The organism is Marinobacterium litorale DSM 23545 (genome assembly GCF_000428985.1).
Lineage (GTDB): Bacteria > Pseudomonadota > Gammaproteobacteria > Pseudomonadales > Balneatricaceae > Marinobacterium_D > Marinobacterium_D litorale.
Genome location: NZ_AUAZ01000006.1, coordinates 120,305 through 144,934, shown reverse-complemented (window position 1 = coordinate 144,934; position 24,630 = coordinate 120,305). Strand labels below are relative to the sequence as shown.

22 protein-coding genes and 1 tRNA gene are annotated in these 24,630 nt (G+C 58.5%); 3 read left to right on the top strand and 20 right to left on the bottom strand.

Annotated elements, in window-relative coordinates; translation table 11 throughout:
* The first annotated feature begins 40 nt into the window (after window positions 1-40).
* Complete coding sequence (locus G403_RS0107255; protein ID WP_027853401.1) at window positions 41-1,546, top strand: YifB family Mg chelatase-like AAA ATPase; 1,506 nt, start codon at window positions 41-43, stop codon at window positions 1,544-1,546.
* Here the strand turns inward: G403_RS0107255 and G403_RS22555 are convergent.
* Window positions 1,543-3,249, bottom strand: coding sequence for a putative bifunctional diguanylate cyclase/phosphodiesterase (locus G403_RS22555; RefSeq protein ID WP_051298687.1), 1,707 nt, complete (start codon window positions 3,247-3,249; stop codon window positions 1,543-1,545). The genes G403_RS0107255 and G403_RS22555 overlap by 4 nt on opposite strands.
* A gap of 242 nt (window positions 3,250-3,491) precedes the next feature.
* On the opposite strand from G403_RS22555, the gene rep reads away from it, so the two are divergent.
* The gene (gene rep / locus G403_RS0107245) at window positions 3,492-5,507 is read left to right on the top strand and encodes a DNA helicase Rep (protein WP_027853400.1); all 2,016 of its coding nucleotides are present in this window, start codon (window positions 3,492-3,494) and stop codon (window positions 5,505-5,507) included.
* 57 nt (window positions 5,508-5,564) lie between these two features.
* On the opposite strand, the gene G403_RS0107240 is transcribed toward rep, so the two are convergent.
* Window positions 5,565-5,999, bottom strand: a complete 435-nt coding sequence (locus G403_RS0107240; RefSeq protein ID WP_027853399.1) for a c-type cytochrome — start codon at window positions 5,997-5,999, stop codon at window positions 5,565-5,567.
* 152 nt (window positions 6,000-6,151) lie between these two features.
* A complete protein-coding gene (locus tag G403_RS0107235; protein ID WP_027853398.1) occupies window positions 6,152-6,874 on the bottom strand; it encodes a proteasome-type protease in 723 nt (240 codons plus the stop codon).
* Between the two features lie 136 nt (window positions 6,875-7,010).
* Here G403_RS0107235 and G403_RS0107230 point away from each other — a divergent pair.
* Window positions 7,011-7,087 (top strand) — tRNA-Arg (locus G403_RS0107230).
* 364 nt (window positions 7,088-7,451) lie between these two features.
* On the opposite strand, the gene G403_RS0107220 is transcribed toward G403_RS0107230, so the two are convergent.
* The 17 genes from G403_RS0107220 to G403_RS0107145 form a co-directional block, all read right to left on the bottom strand.
* A complete protein-coding gene (locus tag G403_RS0107220; protein ID WP_027853396.1) occupies window positions 7,452-8,255 on the bottom strand; it encodes a DNA adenine methylase in 804 nt (267 codons plus the stop codon).
* Window positions 8,215-8,412, bottom strand: a complete 198-nt coding sequence (locus G403_RS24890; protein WP_084403969.1) for a Com family DNA-binding transcriptional regulator — start codon at window positions 8,410-8,412, stop codon at window positions 8,215-8,217. Before G403_RS24890 ends, G403_RS0107220 begins: the two co-directional genes overlap by 41 nt.
* Before the next feature lie 140 nt (window positions 8,413-8,552).
* Entirely contained in the window at window positions 8,553-8,777 is a 225-nt protein-coding gene (locus G403_RS0107215) for a hypothetical protein (RefSeq protein ID WP_027853395.1), read from the bottom strand.
* On the bottom strand, window positions 8,770-11,154 hold the full coding sequence (locus G403_RS24420) for a hypothetical protein (RefSeq protein ID WP_051298685.1): 2,385 nt from the start codon (window positions 11,152-11,154) through the stop codon (window positions 8,770-8,772). The genes G403_RS0107215 and G403_RS24420 overlap by 8 nt, the downstream gene beginning before the upstream one ends.
* Complete coding sequence (locus tag G403_RS0107205; RefSeq protein ID WP_156899658.1) at window positions 11,155-11,448, bottom strand: DUF7352 domain-containing protein; 294 nt, start codon at window positions 11,446-11,448, stop codon at window positions 11,155-11,157. It lies immediately after the preceding gene.
* Between the two features lie 3 nt (window positions 11,449-11,451).
* Entirely contained in the window at window positions 11,452-12,072 is a 621-nt protein-coding gene (locus G403_RS24415; RefSeq protein WP_051298680.1) for a hypothetical protein, read from the bottom strand.
* Window positions 12,073-12,081: 9 nt separating this feature from the next.
* The gene (locus tag G403_RS0107195; protein ID WP_027853393.1) at window positions 12,082-12,849 is read right to left on the bottom strand and encodes a hypothetical protein; all 768 of its coding nucleotides are present in this window, start codon (window positions 12,847-12,849) and stop codon (window positions 12,082-12,084) included.
* The gene (locus tag G403_RS0107190; RefSeq protein ID WP_027853392.1) at window positions 12,849-16,412 is read right to left on the bottom strand and encodes a hypothetical protein; all 3,564 of its coding nucleotides are present in this window, start codon (window positions 16,410-16,412) and stop codon (window positions 12,849-12,851) included. Before G403_RS0107190 ends, G403_RS0107195 begins: the two co-directional genes overlap by 1 nt.
* A complete protein-coding gene (locus tag G403_RS0107185) occupies window positions 16,413-16,784 on the bottom strand; it encodes a hypothetical protein (protein ID WP_027853391.1) in 372 nt (123 codons plus the stop codon).
* Complete coding sequence (locus tag G403_RS0107180) at window positions 16,781-19,921, bottom strand: phage tail tape measure protein (protein ID WP_027853390.1); 3,141 nt, start codon at window positions 19,919-19,921, stop codon at window positions 16,781-16,783. The genes G403_RS0107185 and G403_RS0107180 overlap by 4 nt, the downstream gene beginning before the upstream one ends.
* 70 nt (window positions 19,922-19,991) lie before the next feature.
* The gene (locus G403_RS0107175) at window positions 19,992-20,747 is read right to left on the bottom strand and encodes a phage tail tube protein (protein ID WP_027853389.1); all 756 of its coding nucleotides are present in this window, start codon (window positions 20,745-20,747) and stop codon (window positions 19,992-19,994) included.
* Window positions 20,744-21,166, bottom strand: a complete 423-nt coding sequence (locus G403_RS0107170) for a phage tail terminator protein (protein ID WP_027853388.1) — start codon at window positions 21,164-21,166, stop codon at window positions 20,744-20,746. The genes G403_RS0107175 and G403_RS0107170 overlap by 4 nt, the downstream gene beginning before the upstream one ends.
* Window positions 21,166-21,588, bottom strand: coding sequence for a gp436 family protein (locus tag G403_RS0107165; RefSeq protein ID WP_027853387.1), 423 nt, complete (start codon window positions 21,586-21,588; stop codon window positions 21,166-21,168). Before G403_RS0107165 ends, G403_RS0107170 begins: the two co-directional genes overlap by 1 nt.
* Window positions 21,589-21,591: 3 nt before the next feature.
* Window positions 21,592-22,017, bottom strand: coding sequence for an HI1506-related protein (locus G403_RS0107160; protein WP_156899657.1), 426 nt, complete (start codon window positions 22,015-22,017; stop codon window positions 21,592-21,594).
* A gap of 65 nt (window positions 22,018-22,082) precedes the next feature.
* Window positions 22,083-22,979, bottom strand: a complete 897-nt coding sequence (locus tag G403_RS0107155) for a Mu-like prophage major head subunit gpT family protein (RefSeq protein ID WP_027853385.1) — start codon at window positions 22,977-22,979, stop codon at window positions 22,083-22,085.
* A 39-nt stretch (window positions 22,980-23,018) separates the two neighbouring features.
* Window positions 23,019-23,405 (bottom strand): hypothetical protein, encoded by a 387-nt coding sequence (locus tag G403_RS24410; protein WP_051298678.1) that lies wholly within the window; start codon window positions 23,403-23,405, stop codon window positions 23,019-23,021.
* A gap of 1 nt (window position 23,406) precedes the next feature.
* Window positions 23,407-24,522, bottom strand: coding sequence for a phage protease (locus tag G403_RS0107145; protein WP_027853384.1), 1,116 nt, complete (start codon window positions 24,520-24,522; stop codon window positions 23,407-23,409).
* Window positions 24,523-24,630 lie beyond the last annotated feature (108 nt).

Here is a 24,630-nt window from a genome sequence, read left to right as displayed (position 1 = left end):
TTGGTCATCTGAGATCAGCCCATGACCCAGGGACGGTGTCATGTCGCTATCTGTTATACAGACCCGGGCGCAGCTGGGCGTAGAGTCGCCTGCGGTCCAGGTTGAAGTTCACCTATCGGGCGGTTTGCCGTCTCTTTCCATCGTAGGGCTGCCGGAAACGGCGGTGAAAGAGAGCCGTGAGCGCGTACGCAGCGCACTGATCACCGCCGGTTTCGATTTTCCCCAACGTCGCATCACCATCAATCTGGCGCCGGCGGATCTGCCCAAAGAGGGTGGTCGCTATGACCTTGCGATTGCGCTGGGCATCCTGGCCGCATCCGGACAAATCAAGCGCGAAGGCTTCTCTGATCTGGAAGTAATTGGCGAACTGGCACTCTCGGGGGAGGTACGTTCGGTCCGGGGTGTGCTTCCGGCGGCGATTGCCTGTGGACAACGGCAGCGCACACTGATTGTCCCCGCAGCCAATGCTGACGAGGCTGCCATGAGCGAAGGGACGGTCGTGATTCCGGTGTCGCACCTGCTGGGCCTCTGTGCTCATCTGCAGGGCGAAACACGGATATCACCCCATCAGCGCCCGCCGCTGGATGACGGCGGTAAGCCGTTGGCCGATCTCGGGGATGTACGTGGGCAACTACAGGCCCGGCGTGCGCTTGAGGTTGCCGCGGCCGGGATGCATAACCTGCTTTTTCTGGGGCCTCCGGGCAGTGGAAAGAGCATGCTCGCGTCCAGGCTGCCCGGCCTGTTACCGCCCATGGCTGCGGATGAAAGCCTGGAGGTGGCGTCGATTCACTCGGTGGCAGGCCTGCCTGTTGCATCCGCCTGCCTGGGACGGCGACCTTTCCGTTCGCCGCACCATACCGCATCTGCCGTGGCACTGGTCGGTGGCGGAGGGCGCCCGCGCCCGGGTGAGATCTCGTTGTCCCATCAAGGTGTGCTGTTTCTGGATGAGTTGCCGGAGTTTCCGCGCCGGGTACTGGAAGTATTACGTGAGCCGATGGAAACCGGTGAGATTCTGATCTCCAGAGCGGCGCACTCGACGCGCTATCCGGCCCGTTTCCTGCTGGCGGCGGCGATGAACCCCTGTCCGTGCGGCTATTTCGGCGATGGTACCGAGCGCTGTCATTGCTCCCCAGATCAGGTGCGACGCTATCAGCAACGGATATCGGGCCCGCTGCTGGATCGGATCGATCTGCAACTGGCCGTACCTGCATTGCCACCGGATGAGTTACTGGAGCCGGGTGTTCCGGGGGAAAGCAGCGATCAAGTCCGCCAACGCGTCTTGGTGGCACGGGAGCGTCAGTTGCAAAGGCAGGGTTGTGTGAACCGTGATCTGGATAATCGCCAGCTTATGATCCACTGTGCGCTGTCTGAAGCGGGACGGCGGCTTTTGAGCCGGGTGATGGAAAAGCACAGCCTTTCCGCCAGAGCCTGTCATCGTCTGTTGAGGGTCGCGCGAACTCTGGCTGATCTGCAGGGTATTGAGTCAATCGACGAAGCCTGTTTGCTGGAAGCGGTGATCTTTCGCGGACAGTCGAATCAGAGTTAGGGCGTCGCCTGTAGCTGGTTGTTATCCAGCATGCGCAGAAAGGTTTCCAGGTTAACCGGTGGGCTGAAAAAGTAGCCCTGTACCTGGTCGCAATCCTGGCCAATCAGAAACTCCAGTTGCGCCTTGGTTTCTACGCCTTCGGCAATCACATTCTTGTTCATGTTGTGCGCAAGGCTGATGATGCCGCGTACGATCTCTTCGTCATCGCTGTTTCCGGGGATCCCGGCCACGAACGATTTATCGATTTTCAGTGTGGTAACGGGCAGCTTCTGAAGCAGTGAGAACGAGGAGTAGCCGGTACCGAAATCATCCAGCGAGAAGGCGATCCCCAGGCTGCTCAAGGCCTTGATACACTCCCTTACGTGACGTTCGTCGCTGAACAGGGCGGTTTCCGTTAACTCAAATTCCAGCATCTCGGTGTTGATGTTGAACTGGTCGATCAGTCGCTCGATGGTGCGTGCCAGGTAGCTGTCCTGGAACTGGCGGAAGGATAGGTTGACGCCAATATGACCGTGTAAACCGGCCTCTCGGATCCGGTTCATATCACGACCGGCCCGTTGAATCACCCAATAGCCGATCGGCACAATTAGCCCGGACTTTTCGCACGCGGGAATAAATTCATCCGGTCGCACGATCCCCCGCTCAGGATGCTCCCACCGAATCAGCGCTTCTGCACCGATAATGGAGCCCGTGCGCAGGTCGATTCTGGGTTGATAATAGAGGACAAACTCCTCTTTTTGCAGCGCGCGCCAGAGTTCAGGCTCCAGCGTAATCTCGGACTGTACGGCCTGATCCTGATGTGGGTCGAAAATCGCATAGCTGGTGCCCGGCATCTCTTTGGCACGCAGACGGGCGAGACTTGCTTGCTTGATCAGTGTGTCGAACTCGTCACTGTGGTCGGGTGCCAGCGCTATCCCGATGCTGCAGGAGAGGGATTTGTCGATGTCGCCCAGGGTGTAACAGGGCAACAGCAAGCCGACCAGCTCGGCGACCACCTGTTTGGTGCGGTGTTCAAGCACGTCCGGCTCTTCGACAGCCAGAATCAGCGCGAACTCATCGGCGCCAATGCGGGACAGGTGCTGTATCTGAGGGCATTCCGCCAAGCGATGGCTGAGCTCCAGAACCAGTTCGTCGCCGCCATCGTGGCCCAGCTCGTTGTTGAGCCGGCTGAAACCGTCGATATCGATGTTAATCAGAGCCAGCTGGCGGTGCTCTTTCAAACTGTTGACCAGCGCTTTATAGAAAAACTGCCGGTTACCGGTGCCGGTGAGAGGATCAGTCATCTGTAGCCGGGCCAGGGCGTCGTGGTTACGCCAGGTGCATTGGGCGTAGCGCAGGGCGCGGATCAACATTTCCCGGTCGAGACGGTCCAGGCTGAGCCAGTCGATTAAAGGCTGGCTGAGCAGGTTACCTGGATCCAATTGAGTGGTTTGCTGACTAAACAGAATGATAGGCACACCCGGGAAGTGCAGGTGGACACGCTCTATCAGCGCCTGTGTATCTTCAAACGCATCAGCATTGCACAGCAGCAACGTTCCAGGTTCTATCTGCTCAAGCAGCATCTGAGAGTCGGTGCAGTGTGATAGCGTGAAACAGTCTTCCGGGCGCAGACAGGCAGAGATGGCCGGCTCCAGGCACCTCAGAGGGTCGAGCAGCAACAGCGGCTGGCTCCTGTTATCGACTGCCTGTTCTACTGCCAGCATCTGCCGGTCCTTCTGAGACTACGAGTGGGGCGGCCTGTATTGCTGTGGTGCGGGACGCTCTTAAAATTGATTCACTCATGCGATAATAGCATCCCCATACGTGAGCTGAACCAGAATATCACCAAAGCTTTCGGCTTAAAACAAGCGTTTAACTCGGTTATTTAAGGCGGCTTGGTCAATTTATGAGCTAAGGCCCTTAAAAGTCTCATCGGCCGCATCGGTCCAATGTTTAGGTTTCTGTGATGAATAAGTTGAACCCCCGCCAGCGTGAGGCGGTTCACTACATAGGCGGCCCCCTTTTGGTGCTGGCCGGTGCCGGCTCCGGCAAAACCAGCGTGATTACGCGCAAGATCGCCTATCTGGTGCAGGAGTGCGGTATCGAGGCACGCCATATAGCCGCAGTAACCTTTACCAACAAAGCGGCCCGCGAGATGAAGGAGCGCGTCGGAAATCTGATTGCAGGAAGCGCCAGCCGGGGGCTGACGGTCTCCACCTTTCATAACCTGGGCTTGAATATAATCCGCCGCGAGCATCGAGCCCTGGGATTCAAACCCGGTTTCTCCATCTTCGATGATCAGGATAGCAAAGCGCTTTTGCGGGACCTGTTGCTCCACCATGACGAGGACGTGGATCATGTACAGAGGGTCCAGCATCAGATATCGGCCTGGAAGAACGATATGGTGGAACCCAGACAGGCTTTGGAACTGGCTGTCGGCCCTCAGGAGATTCTGGCAGCGCGGGCTTATGAGGCCTATAACCGCAACCTGCGCGCCTATAATGCCGTGGATTTTGATGATCTGATTCTGGTTCCGGTGCGGTTATTCACAGAAAAGCCGGATGTTCTGGAGCGCTGGCAGGGCCGGATACGTTATCTGCTGGTGGATGAGTATCAGGATACCAACCTGTCCCAGTATCGCCTGGTTCGACAGCTGGTGGGACACCGCTCGGCGTTGACCGTGGTGGGCGATGACGATCAGTCGATCTATGCCTGGCGCGGTGCACGTCCCGAGAACCTGGCTCAGTTGCAGGAGGATTTTCCCGGCCTGAAAGTGGTCAAGCTGGAGCAGAACTACCGTTCCACCAGCCGTATTCTGAAAGCCGCCAATACACTGATTGCGAATAACCCCCATGTCTTTGACAAGACACTGTGGAGCGAGATGGGCTATGGTGATCCGATTCGTGTCCTTCATACACGCAATGAAGATGCCGAGTGCGACCGGATTGCCACCGAGATTCTCGACCGGCATCTGCGGGAAAGAATACCGTTCCGCGATTTTGCGATCCTCTACCGGGGCAATTTTCAGTCCCGCCTGCTGGAAGTGAAGCTCCAGAGCTACCAGGTGCCCTATAAGATCAGTGGCGGCACCTCCTTCTTCGCCCGCGCCGAGATCAAGGACTTGATGTGTTATCTGAAGGTGCTGGTGAATCGTGACGATGACAACGCCTTCCTGCGAATCATCAATCTGCCACGCCGTGAGATCGGGCCCAGCACACTGGAAAAGTTAGGGCAGTACGCGTCCGAACGGCACATCGGTCTGTTCGATGCCTGCGATGAAATCGGCCTGGAACAGGTGCTGCCCGAACGCGCAATTGAGCGCTTACGCCGCTTCTGCAGCATGATGCAAAGTCTTTATCAGCGCTGTGTGCAGTCCGACCCCATCGATGCGATACGCCAGCTGATTGTCGAGATTGAGTACGAGGACTGGATCCGGCAGAACTGCTCCAGTGATGCGGTGGCGGAGAAGCGGATACAGAATGTCTGGTTCCTGGTGGAGTCGCTGAAAAACACGCTGGAGCGCCTGCAGGAAGATGACCCCGATGCCGGCATTGAAGAGGCGATTGCCCGGCTGGTGTTGCTGGATCTGCTTAATCGCCAGGAGGAGGAAGACGACTCTGACCGTGTGCAACTGATGACGCTGCATGCCAGTAAGGGGCTGGAGTTCCCTCATGTTTATTTAATGGGCATGGAGGAGGAGCTTCTGCCGCACCGCAACAGCATCGAGATGGATACCATCGAAGAGGAGCGGCGCCTGGCCTATGTGGGTATCACCCGAGCTCAGCGCACACTGACCATGACACTGGCCAAAAAACGGCGCCAGTTCGGTGAAGAGGTGGAGTGCGCACCCAGTCGTTTTCTGGAGGAGTTGCCCGCCGATGACCTGGAAACGGAAGGGCTCGGACAAATCAGTATTGAGCAGAATCGCGCCAAGGGCAATGCTACGCTTAACGGCCTGAAAGGGATGTTCGATGATCTTTAGGCATTCCACAGGCACAAAAAAAGGCCGCATATGCAGCCTTTTTTGTGCGCTAAAAGATCAGGAGCCTTCGAGCATGTACTCGATAGTCGCTTTGATCTCATCGTCAGAGCAATCAGCACAGGTGCCTTTAGGCGGCATGGCATTGAAGCCGTTGATCGCATGGGTCAGCAGTGTTTCCATGCCTTTCTCTTCCAGGCGTGCCGTCATTTCATTGGTGCCGAACTTGGGTGCGCCCAGTACGCCGGAACCATGACAGGCAGCACATTTGCCGTTGTAGATGCTCTCGCCGGTGCGAGCACCGCCGGAAGCCGCGGCCGGAGCAGCTGACGCGCCACCACAGCTGTCGTCACCCTCTACGCAGACATTACCCACCGGCTTGATGCGCTCGATGATCGCCTCATCCGAAGTGGCCGCCTGAACGGAGCTGGCCAGCGCCACTCCAAGACCCAGCGCGGCAAGTGCTTTAACAGCTTTAGCAGCGAATTTGTTCACAGTCACAACCTCTTTTCAGAAAATGGTCTTGGCAGCTTGTCAAAGCGCCCTCCCGAGCGAGGCAGACAAGATGCACCAAAAAACTGGTCAGGGATTATACCGGCAAAAAAGCCCGCACGAAAAGGCGGACCTTAGTCGGCCGTTGTTTAAGCTCAGAGTTCCGTACGTGGCAGGCGGTTGAACAGATCCTTGATCCCTTCACCCCAGGCCTTGCGCAGCGCCAGAAACTGCTCATCTTCAGCGCAGATCTGGCGGGTCTTGTTAAGTTGGTAACTGTCTTTTTCGTAAATCAGCACATCCAGCGGCAGATCCACCGTCAAATTACTTTTGATGGTGGAATCCATGGAGATCAATCCACAGGTCAGTGCTGTTTCCAGCGGTGTATCAAACTCGATAATCCGGTCCAGTATCGGTTTGCCATATTTAAACTCACCGATCTGGAAAAAGGGGGTCTCGATGCTGGCTTCGATAAAGTTACCCTGTGGGTAGATCAGAAACAGGCGCGGTTCCTCATCGCGGATCTGCCCGCCCAGCAACAGGCTGCAGCCTAGATCCACACCCTGGCCCTGCTGCTTGTGGGTATCGCGCTCGATAATCTCACGCATCAGTTTGCCGACGTACGCAGCCTCGTCATACATCGACGGCAGCGTCATCAGGTTCTCTTCCGCCTCGTTAATACGCCGTCGCAGCAACTCAACGATACTCTGTGTGGTGGCCAGGTTCCCGGCGCTGAGCAGCACCAGCGCATGGTCCTTGCCGTTACCGAAGGTAAAGAGTTTGCGGAAGGTGGAGATGTTATCCACACCCGCATTGGTCCGCGAGTCTGCGGCAAAGACCAGCCCTTCGGCCAGCCGCATGGCAACACAGTAGGTCATGGCTGTTTCGCACCGTTTAACAATTGCGCCTATAGTAGGTTGGAGTACCTGCGGCGTCCATACTCCGTCATGCAGAATTCACGCTTGCAAAGCGCGCATGAATCGGTAACATTGCGCTCCGCAAACACTTCTCGACGCGCCTGTAGCTCAGCTGGATAGAGTAGCAGGTTCCGATCCTGTTGGTCGGGGGTTCGAATCCCTCCAGGCGCGCCACTTTTTCTTGTTGCAACACCTTCCAGTTTCTCCTCTAGCTTGGAACAGAGCACTATCGCCTGGAGGGTGAGATTGGTGCCTAGTTGACCCCCGTCACCAATTGTAGCCGCGCGACTTTTTTGGCCATGATTAGCGCAGTATTTGGCACATCACGAACCCAGGGATTAATGCGGCTCGTAGCGGATCTCGAAGACCTTCTCCTCGCTCATGAGATCCCGCCCGGAACTTGACCTTATCGCGTAGTAGCCAGGTCTCAACGACTGCCACGATGAGCACTTACGGTAGCCGTCTTTTATCAGCTCCTGTTCTAGCTCAAATGCGTCTTCTATTGATAACCCGCTTTCTGTATGTGACATAGAGCCTCCTATTCAAATAGCCCCTGCTGCCCCTTTGGCACAGGTTGCTCCTTCCAATTACCGTATACCAACTCTACACAGTCTGAGGGCTTACCGTTACCGCCAACGGTGTACTCGTAGTCGATCTCGATTACTGGAAAGTCCGAGAATACCTCACGAATGTCAGGATGATCATTGATACTGATGATCATGCTTCCTTTTATGGACTTCGCCAGCTCAGCCATTCGCTCGTAATGCTCGAAACCAAAGCCCACTCCGTACCCCTCGGTTTGCCAGTACGGAGGGTCGCAGTAGAACAGAGTGTGAGGGCGGTCATATTTAGCCACGATTTTTTCCCAGCTCTGGTGCTCGATCGTAGCGTTAGAAAGTCGGTAATGAGCGTCGGCTAAGTCCTGTTCTAACGTGAAGATATTGAACCGTGGACGGCTAGTGGTTGTGGTACCGAAGCACTGGCCTTCAACCTTGCCGCCGAATGCCTGCTTTTGGAGGTACATAAACCTAGCCGCTCGCTGGATGTCGGTCAGGGTTTCCGGTGGTGTGTTTTGCATCCACTCCCAATGCTGTCGGCTCGATAAGAGCCATTTGAACTGTTTATACAGCTCCTCCAGGTGGTGCTTCACCACTCGGTAAAGGTTCACCAAATCCCCATTCACATCATTGAGTATCTCGACCTCTGAGGGCTCTTTAAGAAAGTAGAGAGCTGCTGCTCCGCAGAATGGCTCTACATAGCAGCTATGCTCGGGGAACAAAGGCAGGATATGTTGGGCCAGTTTACGCTTGCCGCCGATCCACGGGATGATGGGCTTTGCCATGCTTCATCTCCTTTATCGGCGCTCTTTGGCGCTCTGGTGCGGGGTTCAAGACCCTCAGAGAGTTCATCGTGTTGCAGCGCGGGCACTTTATCTCTAGTGCCAAAAATTGCGCTTTTGCCAAGAGTTTCTGGCACTTACTGCATCTGATTTCCTGCATGTGAACCTACCTTATTTCTGATAGGCTGCTCCGGCCGTGTGCACGGCGGGGAAGCCTTGGCTGGCTCACAGTGGCTGGTTCACTGTGTTCTGGCGACTGCACCGGGTGTTGCCGCACCTGGTGTGGTCGCTTCCTCTCTCCTAGTAAAGAATCAAATTGAACTGCTGCAGCGTCCCTGTTGTTTCCACGATTTCGCCGCGCTGCATGTATGCGATTTGGCCGACTGAGCCGGTACCGCGTACTTTGACGCTGTCGCCGCTCAGCAGCTCGACAGTGCTGGTCTGGCCGTCCGTGCTTGTGATGGTACCTGCCGTTACCGCGTCGTTGTCGGTCAGGGCTTTGAACTGGGTCCAGAGGTTAGGCATGGGTCACGCTCCTGTCTGCGCTCAGTATCTGGTCCACGCGCAGGCGGTCTTTGGTGTTTTCCACGTTGATGGTGGTGCCGGTGATCTGGACGGGGTAGGTTTCTCCGGTGTCCTGGATCTCGACCATGTGGCCGGGCAGCATCAACCCCGGTGCATCGCCGCTTTCTGTGAGTTTGGTGGCGAAGCGCATCTGCTCCCACTCGCCACCGGCAGCGATGGCGTTGCGACCGCGTTCCTGTCCTGCCTCCATTGCCGTGATGTATTTATCGACTACCTGGGGTGCGAGCACGTCGCCTGCGGTGCCTTCTCGTACAACCGTGACCAGTACCCCGCCTGTTTTACCCCCGGCCACAATGGCTTTGTTGTAGAGCGGTCGGCTGACGTATTGGGCGCTGATCTGTTGGATCATGGCGGCGGGCAGGATGGCGGCGAGCGCTGTGCTGCCCTCAGCCCAGCGGTGCGGGTTGAACGGGTAGCGTGGTTTGATGATCAGGGTCTTATCTGATGGGTGGCTCTGGACGATGGCGTCTACCGAGGAGGCCAGCTGCTTGATCGCGCTGATGGGGGCCAACTGATCGTAGGTGTGGACGTTGCCCGGGACGAGCCAATCAGCGGTCTGCCAGTCCAGCGTCCAGCCTGTGTATTGCAGCTCTTGCTCGGCCAGATCCATGGCGTTGTAGGCGCTGGTGATGAGCTTGGAGCGCTTCGGCGCGTATGGGTCAGATAGCCACCGGCTGAGGCTGGCACCACTGATCTGGATCCGGGTCTGGCCGAAGCTGCGCGTGGGTGCGTAGCTGGTGACCATGCCAGTGAATAGGTGGCCGTTGATCTCGCAGCCTATCTCACGGGGGCCATTTGTGTCGGGCTTGAGTAGAGCCAGGTCTGATTCGCGCTTCAGTGTCGCGTTAAACCGCCAAGCCCAGCTGTCGGCGTCGGTGCTCCAGCTAACGCCCAGCGCCTCAATTTCTGTGCCGTCCGGCATCCGGTATAGCGTTACGTGTGGCATGAAGATGTAGACCTCTCTGATGTCTGGCTGCTCTGGCCGGTCGGCTTCCTCGGGTGGCTCGGCCGTCCAGCCTGGCTCCGCGATGTAGTCGGGTAGCGGGCGCTCCCAATAGCCATCCCCCCATACGATTTCGTTTGTGTGCTCGCGTGGCGGCGGTGCGTTGTGGCTGATCGACAGGCCTGGATCCACTGGTCGTACCGGCTGATCTTCGTAGGGGTTTGCGGCACCCCAGCTGAACTGCACGTTTTCGCCTGCAGGTGGGGTGTAGTACCCACCACCGAAGTCGAAATTGACGGCGTACCGACGCGGTGGCGTGTAGTCGCGGGTGTCCCAGATCAGGCGTTGGCCGTAATCATCAACGCGGTGGAACGGCTGCAGCTTTGTCTTGTCGGTCGGGATCGGGTAATTCCAGGGGTCGCTGTGATCCCGGTCCATGGTTCGGTCGAAGTCGGCCCACAACTGGTACCGGAGCAGGTCTGTCGGCAGTGGGTAGTTGCTCGGCAGTTCGGGATTGCGGTCAGCCCAACGGGATAGGTCACCATGGGGCGCTGTGCGCTCGGTGTCGAATTGCGGCAGGGTGCCGTGGGGGATCGTCGGTTCAGCCTCGTGACGGGGTGCGTCGATCCAGCGGGCACTGATGGTTGGTTCTTTCTTTGGCGCATCGTTGTAGCCCATGCGCGGGCCGTTCTCGGCTTTTGCGCCATCACCCCACCGAATACCGGCTTTGTCGTCGGCGGTGCTGGCTGCGATGAGTGTGGTACCGGGGATTCGAACGCCCCAGGCCAGTTTTACATCGGCTGTGATCGGCGGCAGCGTAGCGACCGCGCTGGTGATAACGTGGCCACGCGCCAGCTGCACATCGGCGGTGATGGGCGGCAGTGTTGTCCGTGGGTCGATACGCCGAGTAGGGTCAAAGTCCAGCGTTACACTGGCAGAGGGTACGCCGGGCAGTGTCGCAACCGGTGTCAGCAGGTGCTCAGGGAACCATGTAAGCTCCACATTGGCCGTGATGCCGCCTGGCAGTATTGCCCGCGCATCAACGCGCCGATCCGGGAACCATGCCAGCTCAATGGCAGGCTGAACGGCTGGAAGCGTAGCGCTTGCCGTGATCTCTCGCGGCAGTGTGCCGGGGGGTGCGTGGTTTAGTTCGATCTGCCAGGCCGGGGCTGGCAATGTTGCCGCCGCGGTTATGTCGCGTGGCTGAACGTGCTCAAGGGAAAGGCCGCTGGTAAATGCTGGAAGGGTCGCGCTGGCGGTGATCTCGACCGGGGCGCCGAAGACAAAATCAACGGCATCCCCGGCAGGCGGCGTGTAACCAGCCCCGGTGAAGTCGAAATTGACCGCGTTACCCGCCGGGGCCGTGTAGCTCATTTAGCCGGCGTGCTCGAATACATGAAACACCAGCGCCCCGCCGCCCATCTGAAATGTGGCAATGTATTTGCCGGGCGTATCAGGCATCGGGTTGCCGGTTCCGTAAATCGCAAAGTACCGCTGTTCTTTTGGCTCCCGCTCGTCGCAAAGCGCCCACAGGCAGCAATTATCACCTTGCATCTGCACATCGAGCACCTTAGCGCCAGCAGGCATCATCAGCGACTGGTTATCGGTAACTCGGAGCCGCCATTTCAAGATTCTCATATTCGTCTCCATGCGGGCGGTGTAGCTCATGCGTTACGCGCCCGGTTCGGTCAGCGCTGGCGTGGTGTTCTCTTTGATGCGGATCGGGCCGCCGCTGATGATCTCGGTGGTGTTGATCGTGAAGGCCGCGCCGCTGCCCTCAAGGCCCACCGATACGTCCAGCACGTTGTTGCCGTCGCCGTCGCGGAAGCGGCCCCATGTCGCTGTTCCGTTGGCGTCGGCGCTGCTGTCCTCGGTCCAGGCGCTGAACTCGAGCGCGACACTGGTGACGCCCGCTGATACCGGCGTGGTGACGACGGTGCCGCAGGGCTGGCTCAGCGTGAGCGTGCCGAGCAGGACCGGGATCTCGCCCATGTCCTGCCAGGTGATGTCGTTGTCAGTGACGGTGCCGCCGTTGGTCGGCCACGTCGGGGCGGTACCGGCGCTGGTGCCGTCGTTCTCGGCGCGGTAGTAGTGCAGGCCGGCGGTGACGTACTGCCCTGTCGTGTAGGCGGTGCTGACGGCGTGGGCCGGGATCGAGTCTACAGACACGTCCGGGTCAGGCTGACCGCCGCTGTACTGCTCGAAAACGCCAGGTGTGACCGCGGCGTCCAGGGCGTCGATGATGGTTTGAGCGCGAGCGGTACGCAGCGGTGTTGTCATGCGGATGGTCATTTCGCTACCTCAGTAGATTTCAATCGAATCAATAAAACCGCCGGTATTGCCAGCGTCACCATGGATACCGATAAATGGGCCGCTCCGGCTTATCAGCTCGTCTGATAAAACGATTTGTTGGTCCATTATCAGGTCGATCAGCGATCCGGATTTAAAGATAATTTCGTACTCGTGAAACGCTGCGTCTGGGATATGCGGAAAAGTTGCATGTGGAGCGTTCCACGACAACCACGACGCCGTGTTCGCTATACCTGACGACTCAGCAGAACGACCTTCAAGGCGCAGCATTTGACCAGCACCAGCGGAATCACATGCAAAAAACACGTTCATCAAATTAGTGGCACCCGAGGCCACTTTTGCGATAATTCGGATGATGGTCCCATCAGGGAAATCGAACTCGGAACCCCCGGGTGCTATATATGCACGGTTATTCGAGGGCCAGACTTGAAACGACGGCGGATCCAGCCCTTCTGTTGCGCTAACCGTGATTCCGTAATTTGTCCAGCCTGCAAGGCTGCTACCATCTGTTGCCCAGACCGGCGGGGTAACATCAGGAGATACAGGTCCATGCACAAGAGGTCGTCGACTTTGAGTGCTCGGCATCGCCAAAACCAACACATCAGACTCTGCGCCGTACCACTCTCGTTCGTAGTAGCCATTCGCATCACTCTGAGTTGTTGATTTTTTTTCTGCAGTGCTCGCGTCGAGTATGTGTACAGAGGTCGATAGTGGAGCTCCATCCTCGGTAACGAAACCAGAAACCAGGTTCCTCGCCATCAGTCCGCATCCCCCCGAATCTGCAATTTAAACGAGTCATCCTGCTTGGTCGGCGTACCGCTCACCGTGGTTCGCGCTATCCACACCGGAGCGTGGGCGGCATCGGTGTTGAACCGCAGCACGTTGTTGCTGCTCCACCCTGAGCCCCAGCCTTGCCAGAGGATCGTGAAGTACGGCTCCCCGGTAATCGGGTTGATTGGGGCGCAGTCCGTTGTGGTGTTGCCCGATGCGATTTGGCCGCTCGTCTCACCTACCACGTTGAATGTGGTTGAGCTGGTAAAGATGATCGCCCAGCGCTCGCGGATTGCGTTTTTGTTGTTGACCTGAATCGGGTAGAGCAGATCGTTATATTCGGCCAGCGGCTCGCCGCCAATGCGCTCATCCGACCAGGTGCCGGTCCAGCTGGATTGGTCGAATACATGGTGAACACGGGCGCCTAGGTCGCCAAAGATGAGCGCTGAGCTGACCCAGGTATCTGCCGGGTCGTAGTTGCGGCCGATGGCCCCGACTAATGACAGTTGCCCGTTAATTTGGGCTTCGTTGACCAGCGCCATATCTTCTATGCGGTACCGGGCATGTAGCGGCTCAACGTATGCGCTCAGGTCCAGCGGATCCGCCATTGTCACGACGCCGGTTTCGCGGTTGACGCTGTAGAGGGCACTGTCGACAGCGGTGCCTTCGGCGTCGATCAGCGTGCAGCTGGCGAGCTGGTCGTAAGCGAGGGTTTCAACCTCGCCGGGGGACAGCGGGCTGCTCAGCGTCTCGGTTTTCGTGCTGTGAATCACCACCACGTCGCCGTTGCGGATGATCGGCACGCGGCCGTCGATGGGCAGGCGCACCGGGTCCAGGCCGAGGATGTCGGCGTTCAGCGGCATCATGCTGTAAACCACGGCGTTGAATTTCATGGTGCCGGGGTCGACAGGGTCGGGCCGCCAGATGGTCCCGTCGCCTTGAACATCAGCCGCGTCGTACCAGGGCTCCGCTTTATCGTCAGCCGTCAGGTCTGCATCGTTGACCCAGGCACCGAACTGCACATCAACAACGCCCGTGTCGTAGTCGATACTGCCCTGTATGTCGTTGGTATCGAGCAAGCCCTGGGCGTTGGCGGTGGCGCCGACCAGGCTGCCGTCCGGTTTGGTGGCACGGAGGTAAAAACTGCTCGGGCGCAGGGGTGAACCGGGTGTGCGGAAGTAAAGCTCTGAACAGCTCCAAGCGCCGATCTTAACCAGCAGGGTTTTGATGGTGATGCTGTTGGTTCCGCCGCCCTGGTAGTCGTCAAACACAACGTCTCCCGTGGCATAGTTGATAGTTCCGCAGGCGATGGCCGCACCGGTCTGTCTGTCCCAATCTGTGTACAGCGTCCCTTCCCGATCGATGACCGTTTTGCCGTTCCAGGTGAACTCGACGCTGCCGGGCACCACTTGCCGGTTTGTGCTGGGTACCAGATTGGCTGTCGCGTTGGGTATTGCGAGCGTCTCGGTCTGGTTGGTCGCGGTTACGCTGTCCTCCTGGTAGTTGATCGTTACCGCGCCGGTTACCCAGTATTGATCGGTTACTGTCACTGGCGCCCAGGCACCGCTCACATAGGCATACTCGGTATTCGACTTGCTCCAGTTGGTGCGAATGACTACCGCGCCGGTTGTGTAGTTGATGGTTCCGGCTTCGCCGGTGCCTTCCACCGATAGAGTGCCATCACCGTTATCGAGCACTCGCAAATCGCGGGTGCCGGTTTTGGTATCGAACCGGACGCCTTTGACTTCCTGCTTGCTGTAGCCCTGGGTGAAGGTGGCCGCGAAGGTGCCGGGGCGGATCGGCGCGTTAGCAACGCTCAACTGAATATCGTCACCGTTGACGGTGTAGCTCGGGGTTTCCTGCTGATTGAAACCGATATCGTAATGAACCGTCAGGTTTGCATCGGAATCCGGCAGGCTCGCAGGCTTCCAGCCCACTTCACCCATGCCATAAACAACACGGCCGGTGGCATCGCCGGTTAGGTTGCCATTGCCATCATCGGTGGCGGTTTTGGTTGTGCCGTTAACATCCCACTCAAGCGTCAAGCTGTTGGGGATGATTTCCCCCTGGTTAACGGTAAATGTGAGATAGGCTGTCTCGCTGTCCGGATCCGTCAGGCGTTGCTCGTAATGGACCGGCGTTGCCCAGGTATAAATAACCTGGCTGCCGACATCGGGCAGTGCCCCCAGGGTTGCGATCACCGAGCCTGTGGCGTAGTCGATAATGCCGGTGCCGCCGTACTCGTCCTCAAGCTCGCCCAGGCCATTATCCTGCATCCGGTACCACTCACCCTGGGACATATAGTCCACAAAAAGCGTGGTTGGCTGAGGTGTTGGCCGGAGGGTTTTGACGTAGTTGTAGCCCCGGTTTTCGAAGTCGATCTCTTCACTGGCGGTGTGAGCAGTGTCTTGTATGGCGGCGGCGGGAGTCGCCGTTATTACCCAACTTTTTATGCCGTATACATAGGTTGTAACTCCAGCGAACACGCCCGTTTCATAGTCAATAGTTCCTCGTGTCACTCCTCCTGAATCGACCACGTTTCCATTGCTGTCGTCCGTCGCTGACCAATTAGATGTCCCTGTGTAGGTATCAGCATAAGCAACTGCAACACTCCCAGGCACTACCGCTCTGCCAAAGCTGACGCCAGACCCCGGCACACTATGTTCGATGTTGTTGGCAACGCTATACTCCTCCCCAGCCGCCACCAAGTTAGCCCGCTCAACCCCAGCCTGAACATCCACCACTGGCGATTCCACAGTGGCAGATGGCACCAGCTGCCCGAAGATGGTTTCGGCTTTTAGCGTCATATCCCCCGGCGTGATCGCCTCTTCCAGCTTGACGATGCCGTAATACTTGGAGGCGTCCGCAACCTGGGTTGAGCGGAATAGCGTCGGGCTTTCGTGCTCGGAGTAGCGGATCGCGGTTTCCGGGCCGGGGAATGTGCGGCGCAGCGGGTTGCCGATCTCCAGCGTGTAGACGCGGCGGATAAAGACGCCCCGGCTGTCCTCGAACTCCTGTTCTTCATGCTCTACGGAGTCGATGCGTACGTACTGCTGTTCGCCCTGGACATTGCCGTTGCTGTCCTCCTCGCTGAGCAGGTATACCTGGCCCACTTCCGGCAGTTTCACATCAAGCCGACTGTAAACGCGGACCATGCGCTGGCCCTCTAACTGATCCCCCAGCAGCACGTAGAGCGATTCCGGGCCGGTGACCACGTAGCTTTCGATCCGATCCCGGGCGTTGGTGCGCTCATCAATGTAGCTGCCGGTGGTGAACATCAGCACGGATACGCGAGGATCGTCCGGGGCGTCGGTGATGATGACGTGGGAGCCGTAGTACATCGCTTTGTTCGCGGTTTGCACGGCGGCGTAGAGCTTACGCAGGTTCACGCGGCCGTAGGTGCGATCAAGCCGGGAGATATCGGGGAATGCGTTGTTAACCACCCCGTCGACGATCTCCACGGCACTCATCATGCCGCCGCCGTCCTCGGTGTCAGCCAGGCGCTCGGAGGCCATGAGTTTGATATCTGTATCTAGGATTGTTTCGCTCATTTACACCACCAGGAATCGCAGGGTGAGTCGGTACCAGTCGCCATCATCAAAGTCGGCGGCGTATACCGGTTTAACGGGAGTCGCGGATAGAGGGCCCTCGCTCTGTCGGAACATGACGTCATAGGAGGTGCCATTGATTGTGAGGGTGTGGGTCTGACCGGCCTGTTGGGTCAGCGTGTAGAGCTGCAGCACCAGTGCGCGACTGGCCCAGCCGTCGGTGAGGGTAATCGGACGGCCCGCCAGCCTGGTTGCTTCATCGATCATGAGCGCGCCGGTCAGGGAGTAATCAGCCCCCTGGCGCACAGCCGTCCAGCTGAACTCATCGGACCAGATCAGGTCTTCGGGGAGCGTAATACCGTTGAGCGTGATCATCGGGTCACCTCAGCGATTCCGGCCAGCTCATCGAGAAGCTCACTGGCGTTAGAGGAGCTGAACCTGCCGGGGAACTGACGGCCGTTAAAATCGAATTTAACGACTACTTCATCCGCTCTGGGTGCCTGAACCTGCTGCCCCGGCTGCTGCTGGGGCGCTTGTTGGCTGTTCACCAGATTGGATGCTTGGGTGACGATGCCGACAAGATCAGCTTCCAGATCTGCGAAGGTATTGCGCATCGCCAGCAGGCGCTTGGCTGCGTCTACATCCCCGGCAGCGATATCACGCTGGTATTGGGCGAGCTGGTCGTATTTGGCCTGCACCTTGTCGGCTTCTTCGATCGCCGACTTCTGCATCATTTCCCACCAGCGGTCGTAACCGGCGAGGCCCTGGAACCCGCCCTGCGGGACGTCACCCTGGGCGATCTTTTCCAGGAGGATCTCGGCAGCATCGTCGCGGCCCTGGGCGCGGAGGCGGTTGGCTACTGTTGAGGAGGTTGAGCGACGGGAACGCTTGCCCGACTCTTCATCATCGGCGCTATCGTCGTCTTCGTCGTCGCCATTTCCGCCGTCTGTGTTGTTTTCATCATTCGCCGCATCTTTAGCACGCTTTATCTCGTCAGCCGCTTTACCCGCTTCTTTCTTAAGGTCACCTAACGCCTTTTTCTGGCCATCGACCGATGTTTTCGCCGCATCCTCAATCTCCTGGTACTTCTCCTTTATTTTCTGCAGCTCCTTCCGGTACTCGCCCCAACTGATAACGCCATCCTCTGCGGCTTCACGGAGCTGCGTCTTCAGCTCATCCAAACCCGCCGTGGTGCTGACTTGATCGAATGCTTTCTCGAAGGCGGCTTTGATGATCGCGCTGGCTTCCTTACCCTCAACGCCTGTCCGTTCCAGCTCTTCGCGGACGGTCTGGAACGACTGGAGCGCAGAACTCCCGACCGATGTAATGCCGGTGCGCAGTTCTTCTACGTCCACACCCAGCTTGCGCAGGCTGGCATCAAGGGCGCCGTTGAGCACTCGGTCGAGCTTGCCTGCACCATCTTCAGCATCGGCGAAGGCTTCGATCGCTTTCTGCCGGAAGGCTTCCAGCTCCTCCGCAGTCATCTTCTCCAACGTTTTAGCCAGGTGCTCGCGGAGCTGGGTATCCAGCGCCTCGGACTCACCGGCGATCTCGGTCATGGCGGTACCGAGGGCAGTGATACCCTCGATGGAGGTTAGATCCACCTCTTCGAACGCGGCTTTTATGGATTCAGCGGTGGTGCTGCCCTCATCCCGGGCTGTATTGAACGCGGCGATGATCTTCTGGGCAGCAAGGTCCAGGGTGTTGGCTGCGTTATCACCAGCCTCGGCAACCTCTTCTGACGCCTGAGCTGCCGTATTGCCTGCGGCTTTGGCTTGTTCGCCTGATTCCGCGACAGCTTCGTCAAGCTTTTGTTTTGCTAGCGTTACTTCACCAGTAAGAAGATCCCAACCATTACCGATGTCTTTGAGGTCTTGATTGGTTTCATTGATGAACTCGTCAACAACAGCGCCCATGGCACCAAGACTGATCTCAAGGCTCTTAACTGTCTCATCTGAAACCAAACCGATGCGGTTCAGAATCTTGGCAACCGCCACCTCAGTTTCGGTCAGTTTGTAAAGTACAGTGGACGCAAATACGCCAATGCCCTTAATGAGCATGGTGATCGTGTTATAAAACATTTGCATCGCACCGGAGACCCGGTTAATGGCAAACGCTGTGATCTCACCCCAAGCACGCAGATTGCCCGCCTCTTTCATCTCCCGGAACTTGGCAGCCACGCGATCCAAAAGTCCCGCCAATGGCTCCAGCGTTGGGTTGCTGAGCGTCTTACGCAGGGAGTCCCAAGCGGACTGGAAACCTCGGGTCGCACCGATCAGATCGTCACTGGCCGTGTCAGCCATCTCTTTAGCGGCACCATTGGCACTGCGCAGCTTGTCTTCAAATTCGCCAATGCCTGCTGCCCCCTCGGCGAGCAGGGCACGGAGGGCGGGGCCCGCTTCGATACCGAAGGCATTGATGGCTTGAGTAGCTTCAGGGCCGCGCTGACGCAGGCCCTCAATCATCTGGATAAAGTTATCAGTGGGGATGCCCAGCTCGGCGATCGCTTTGGATGCTTTACTGGCCGGGTCTGAGAGCTGGGCAAGGATGGCGCGGAGACCAGTACCGGCACGCTCACCGCGCAGACCGTTTTTCGCCAGTACGTCCAGGACGGCAACCAGCTGCTCCAGATCCAGATCTGCTTCACGGGCGAAAGAACCGGTGTAGCTGATCGCATTGCCCAGCTCCGTCATGCGCGTGTTAGCCAGGCCAGAACCACGCGCCAGCACATCTGTCGCCTGGGCCCCCTTGCCGATCTCCATTTGCATGACGGAGAGTGTGTCGGATATCAGACCCGCCGCTTCAGCAAGGCCGACACCTTCAGCGGTGGCCACCGCCAGCACGGAGGGAAGCAGCTCGACTGACTCACGGGCATCAAAGCCAGCACGCGCAAGTATCTCCAAGCCTTCACCGGCCTGAGTGGCGGTAAATTCGGTGGTACTCCCAGCCTCTTCAGCGGCTTCGGTGAGCAGGCGCATCTCTTCAGCAGAGGCTCGGGTGACAGCCTCCACTCGGTTCATCTGGCGCTCGAACTGCGCACTGGAGCGTAGCGCCCCATTGAATAGCCTGCCTAGTCCAGTCGCTATGGCACCACCGAGGAGGAAGCCTTTCAGCTTGCTACCCAGATCCCCAACACGACCGGTGAGGGTTTTGGCATCTTTGGAAGTGTCGCGGAACTCCTTGCCGAGCTTGTCGGTTTCAGTGCGGGCGCGGCGGGCACCAGCTACAAAGCGCCCATTTGCATCGCGCAGGCGCCCGGTGCTGTCGTAGTAACGGCCAGCGGCCTTATCCGCCTCGCTCAGTTCGTCGGCAAAGTGGCCAACCTCATCGCCAGCCTTGCTGGAGCTTTTCTCAACCGCATCAACCTGCTCATCCGCCTGCGCCAATGACTTATCGAGCCGATCGGCTGCATCGCCAGAGTCATCCAGGTCACGCGTAAAACGGCGCACCGTCGAGCTGGCAAGATCTTTAGCCTTAATCAGTAGATTGAGCGCTAGGTTACGATCGGCCATCGTGGCTCCAGGTTAGAGGCGTTAAACGAAGTGCGGAGGGCGGGCGCCCTCCGGGTGGTTCAGTCGACTATCAGGCGGTTTCCTGGTCGAAGTAGTAGGGCGCGGTTTCGCCATCAACCAGCTTCACGTCGCCCGCCAGCGTGGTGCTGACGTACGTGCTGGAGAACAGGTCCACCGCTTCGGTCGGCGCGATCGCCGCTTCAGGAACCTCCAGCTTGCAGGGCAAGCCGTTGGCCAGGTTGGTGCCGTCCATAAAGATCTTCATGCGGATCTGCGAGCGGGTACCGGCCTTGATGCGGGTGCCAGCGATTGCGCTGTAGTCGTAGGTGATCTTGGCCGATACATCAGAGCCGGTGTCCTGAGCGCCACCTGGCGTGGTGCGGATCATGCCCAGCGCGTAGTTGACCTCAAACGCGGGCGCGGCGATCGGCGTGGTCCCGTCGGACTCATACAACGCCAACCCAGAATCAGCCAGGTTGCCATGCGGTAGCTTGGTCCATTTATTACCGGCCTTGAGCGTGACGTCTGCGAGTGAAACGTTGCCGGAGCCCTGGTTGATCTGCTCCACGTCACCAAGCATGGCCATCGCCAGCAGGTCCGCAGGCTGGTCATCGATCACCATGTTGATGGTGGTCGGCTGCGGCAGGGTGACTGTGTCCAGCGTCTGGCCGTAGGTGCTCTTGCGTTTGGAGGGCCGCTGCACCTTCTCAGACGGGGTCTGGAGCGCCAGCTGGGTGACGTTGATAGGCCCTACCAGGCCGGTGGATACGCCGGTGTCAGTGAGGCGGTCGATGTAAACGTCGCCAGCGAGAAGAAGTCCGCTCATTTTCGTGCTCCTTTGGTTCTGAAGGTCAGTTCAAATGCGAGTGGGTAGTAGCCAAAGCCGCCTCTGAAGCTTGGCTTCGCCGGGGCGTTGACGCGTTTGATGGAACCAAGCTCGGTATGGACGCCGGACATGGTTTTGATCAGGTCAGCTAGCAGCCCGCCAGCCTTATCCTTCTTGCGCAGATCGATGGCAAGGACGACTATCCATGTCTGGGTAACGTGGCCGACAACGCCGCCCTGTGACTGCAAGGGAATGCTGTCGCCCCAGTAGATGAGGTGCAGCGCCGGGCAGATCTGGGATCGCTCATCCAGGGTGGCGAGATCCTCCGATCTATAGACTTTGCGGATATCTGCTACCTGCTCCAGCGTGGTGACCAGGATCGGCTCAGCAGCCAGGTAGTCGTCTTTCAGCTCCAGCATCAGATGAACCCCTTGCTGCTATTGCGGGCGAACACGCTACCAGCGGACTGGATTTCAGCGGTGTTATTACTCGGGCCGCTTTCGTTGGCATCGAGCACACCGAGACTCAGTTCACCGCTGCCCAGCTTGGTCAGGAACTTGATCGCTGCGTCGTACCGCACCTTGAGCTGTTCGGGGGCTCGATCATCATGGAGCAGGTAGCGGGCAATATCGCAGCACAGACGCACCAGCACCTCAGGCACAGTGACCAGCGGCAGGCGGTAGCGACCGCCGATGTAGCCGTCGATCTCGGCGCTGGCATCAGCCAGCATCTGATCAAGTACGCTATCGACAATCACACCGGCGCTGCCGTCCCGATCGGTGAGGAGCTGGATCTCCTCCTCACCAAAACGGTCGATCATGTCCTGACGGGTGGCATACATGGGTTAGGCCTTATCTGCCTGAGCCTGGAACATTTCCCAAGCGTTGGCGCGGTCTTCAGCAGTTGTGCCCTGAGGGAAGTTGGCCGCTTTGGGGCTACCGTCCTTGTTCCAGAGCTTTTCGTCATGTGGGTCCAGCTTCCCAATGATGTCCATCAACGGCTGGAGCAGGTTCTCACCGTTGTCCGGCGTCACATCGCCAGATGCACTGTCCGGCTCCACGGCCCCCGTCTGATCAGCAGGCGGATCTGCTTGCTCAAGTTCTTCCACTTCGAAGTCGCCAAACTCCACGGCCAGGCGCGGTTCCGCTTTGAGCTGCCGGATCTGCTCGTCGGAAAAGTAATCGCCCGGGTACACAGTTGGCTTACTCGGATGAGCCACTCCAGCGCGTCGGAAGCCATTAATTGCAGAGCTGATACGAATACTTGGCATTTCATATGTCCTCTCGCTATGTCGGGTTGAGCGGGCAATCGATCGCCCGCCATAAGGTCAGGCGATTAGTCGAGCCAGGGAACGACCATCACTTCGACGGCCTGGTAGTTCGGGTTGCTGGCACCATTGGCTTTGTTCTGGGCTTCGATCAGCGTCTTGGCAGCAGAGCGATTGGAGGGACCAACCACCAGCAGGTTGGGCATGATGCCGAGCGGGCGGCCCTTGTCTGACTTCAGTGCGCCCATGGCCGCCATGGCGGCATCGAAGTTGGTTTCGTCCAGGGTGGCCTTGGAGCCGAATGCCTGCTGCCAGAACCCGAAACCGGCATTCACACGGGCATCCACGCCGTACAGGTATTCATCCGCCATGAACACACGATCGGAGGTGCCTGCGTCGGTCTTCGCCTGCAGACGGTATTCGCGGCGGCGTTGGAAGATGAGCGGCTTGAGCGGACGGTTAGTGTCCAGCAGGAACCAGGCGTTACCTGCGCCAGCCTGCATATTGCTGACGCTTTGCGCCGTGCCGTCGGAACCAATCACGGGATGATCGGTATCGAAGTAGTACTGCCCGTCGTAGCATGGCGTGGTAAAACCTGCAGCCAGCAGCGCAAACACCAGCTCGTCCGGGTGAGTCGCTGAGGCGTAGCCCATGTCCTGGAACTTGGGCATGATCACGCCGTAGGTATCGTCCTCGATCCGCTCAGCGGGGATGCCTTCGGTACCCTCGAACTTTTCGTTCTTGATCGAGTAGTCGTGCACCTTCATGCGGTTGATCTGGCGATCGCCGATCCACTTGCGCAGACGGGTGAACTCACCCAGCCACTCGTAGTTCTCCTGCGCCGTGGTGGAGTTCACCAAGGTGGCAATCTTTTCCCACTTCGGAGTGTAGGTTGCGCGGCCCTGCTGGAACGCCGAGTTCACAGCGGTGTAGAGGGCTCGCAATGCGTTGGCTGTAATGTCCATCAATCTCTCCTGTTAGAGCTGTTCGGTTTTAACGCCCGCTTAAACGCCGAGCGCTACCCAGACACCGTCACCGTCGACCTGGGTGATCGTGCCGGCGGCATTGCGAGAGCTGGTGGCGGAGTCGCTGGATACGGTGGAGTCATCCACGAAGTAGGCAGTCGCGCCCGCATTGGCGACGGTGATATCGCCGTTGTTCGCGAACTTGTGCTCACCGCTGACCACTTCAGCGATCACGTCGCCATTGGCCCCCGCGCTGTTATCCGCTTCGAAGGTGGTTACACCTGCGCTTGTGGCACTGCCGGAGCCGTCCGACACATCGGTGAGGTAGCCGCTATCGAGTACAGCGGGTACGTTGGCGGCCAGGTTGGCACCGGCCTTCATCGGGTAGCCGCGCTTGCGACCGTCGCGTTCTGCAATAGCGCCCATATCAGTTCAGCTCCTGCTTGGATTTGATGAACTCCTCGCGGGACTGGCCGGTGGCCTTCAGCACCGCGAGGTCCTCGGAAGTCAGATCAGCGTCCTTGCCTTTGCCCTGGTCCTTCTGGGTGTCCTGTTCGTCCGTCTGTTTACCCTTGAGCGCAGCAACTGCCGGACGGGCGTCGATCAGCGCCTTCAGCGCGGCCACTCCCTGCTGCTCCGCGAACTGGTTCAGGTAGTCCTCTTCAGCAGCCAGCACTTTGCCGTCCTTGCGGGCATCAGCGATCAGGCGCTCAGCGCTCTCGGTTTCGGCACCCGCTTTCAGCGCGGCATGAGCGGTGACCAGCGCGTTATAGGTATCAACCGGCACGTACTTGGAAAGATCCACGCCCTGAGCAGGCTGTTTTGCCTTAAGTGTGGCGAGTTCGGTTTCCAGCTCACCAGCACGTTCAGACTTGGAGGTCAGTCCATCCAAGGCGCTCAGCGCAGCGGTGGCTTGCTCCTCGGTCAGCTCGGCACCCTCGGCAATTTTGATACCGAGCTTGGCGAGCAGCTTGCGCATGTGTTCGTTCATCACAGTCTCCTGTTCAGTTATAGGGAGTTGAGCGTTCAGTGCGGCAACGGCCTGCATGCCGTCGATACCGGGACGGTTAACGAGGGCGGCGCTGTGCAACGACAGCGGCTCGCCAGTACGTTTGTCGTAGGGAAAAACAGCTGAGAGGTAGCGGTACTCGCCGCTCTGGATGAAGTCGCGGGCACGGTCGGTCCAACTCGGGCGTATCCAGAGCCCGGACTCACGCCACTCAGCATCCTTGAACCAGCCGGCAGCCGGTGCCGGCTGGCCGTTCTGTTCGCTGTAGAGGGTTTGATGTTCGTAATCGATAACCAGGTCGTTGGCTGCAGCCTGGGCCCGCTCGATCAGGCGACGGGCGATACCCTCATCCAAGAACCAGTGACCGCCAGGCACATCGCTGGGACGGCCATCGATCGCCTTGAAGTGCCCAGCGGGGAGCAGCTGCTGCCAGCCGTCAGAGTCGGCGGACAGATCCAGCGCCAGAATAGCGACTGGGTGGTTCCCGATCCGGCTGGCGAGTACTGCGAGTGCGGTGTGGTTTGAAATGCTCATGCCGCCATGATGGCGGCATGTTCAGGGGAGGTGGTTTAACGTGGGTTGGAGGTTATTTCTCCTTTGGGCGCGGCGGTGGCGGCGGTGGTTGCCATTCTCTCTTTCCTG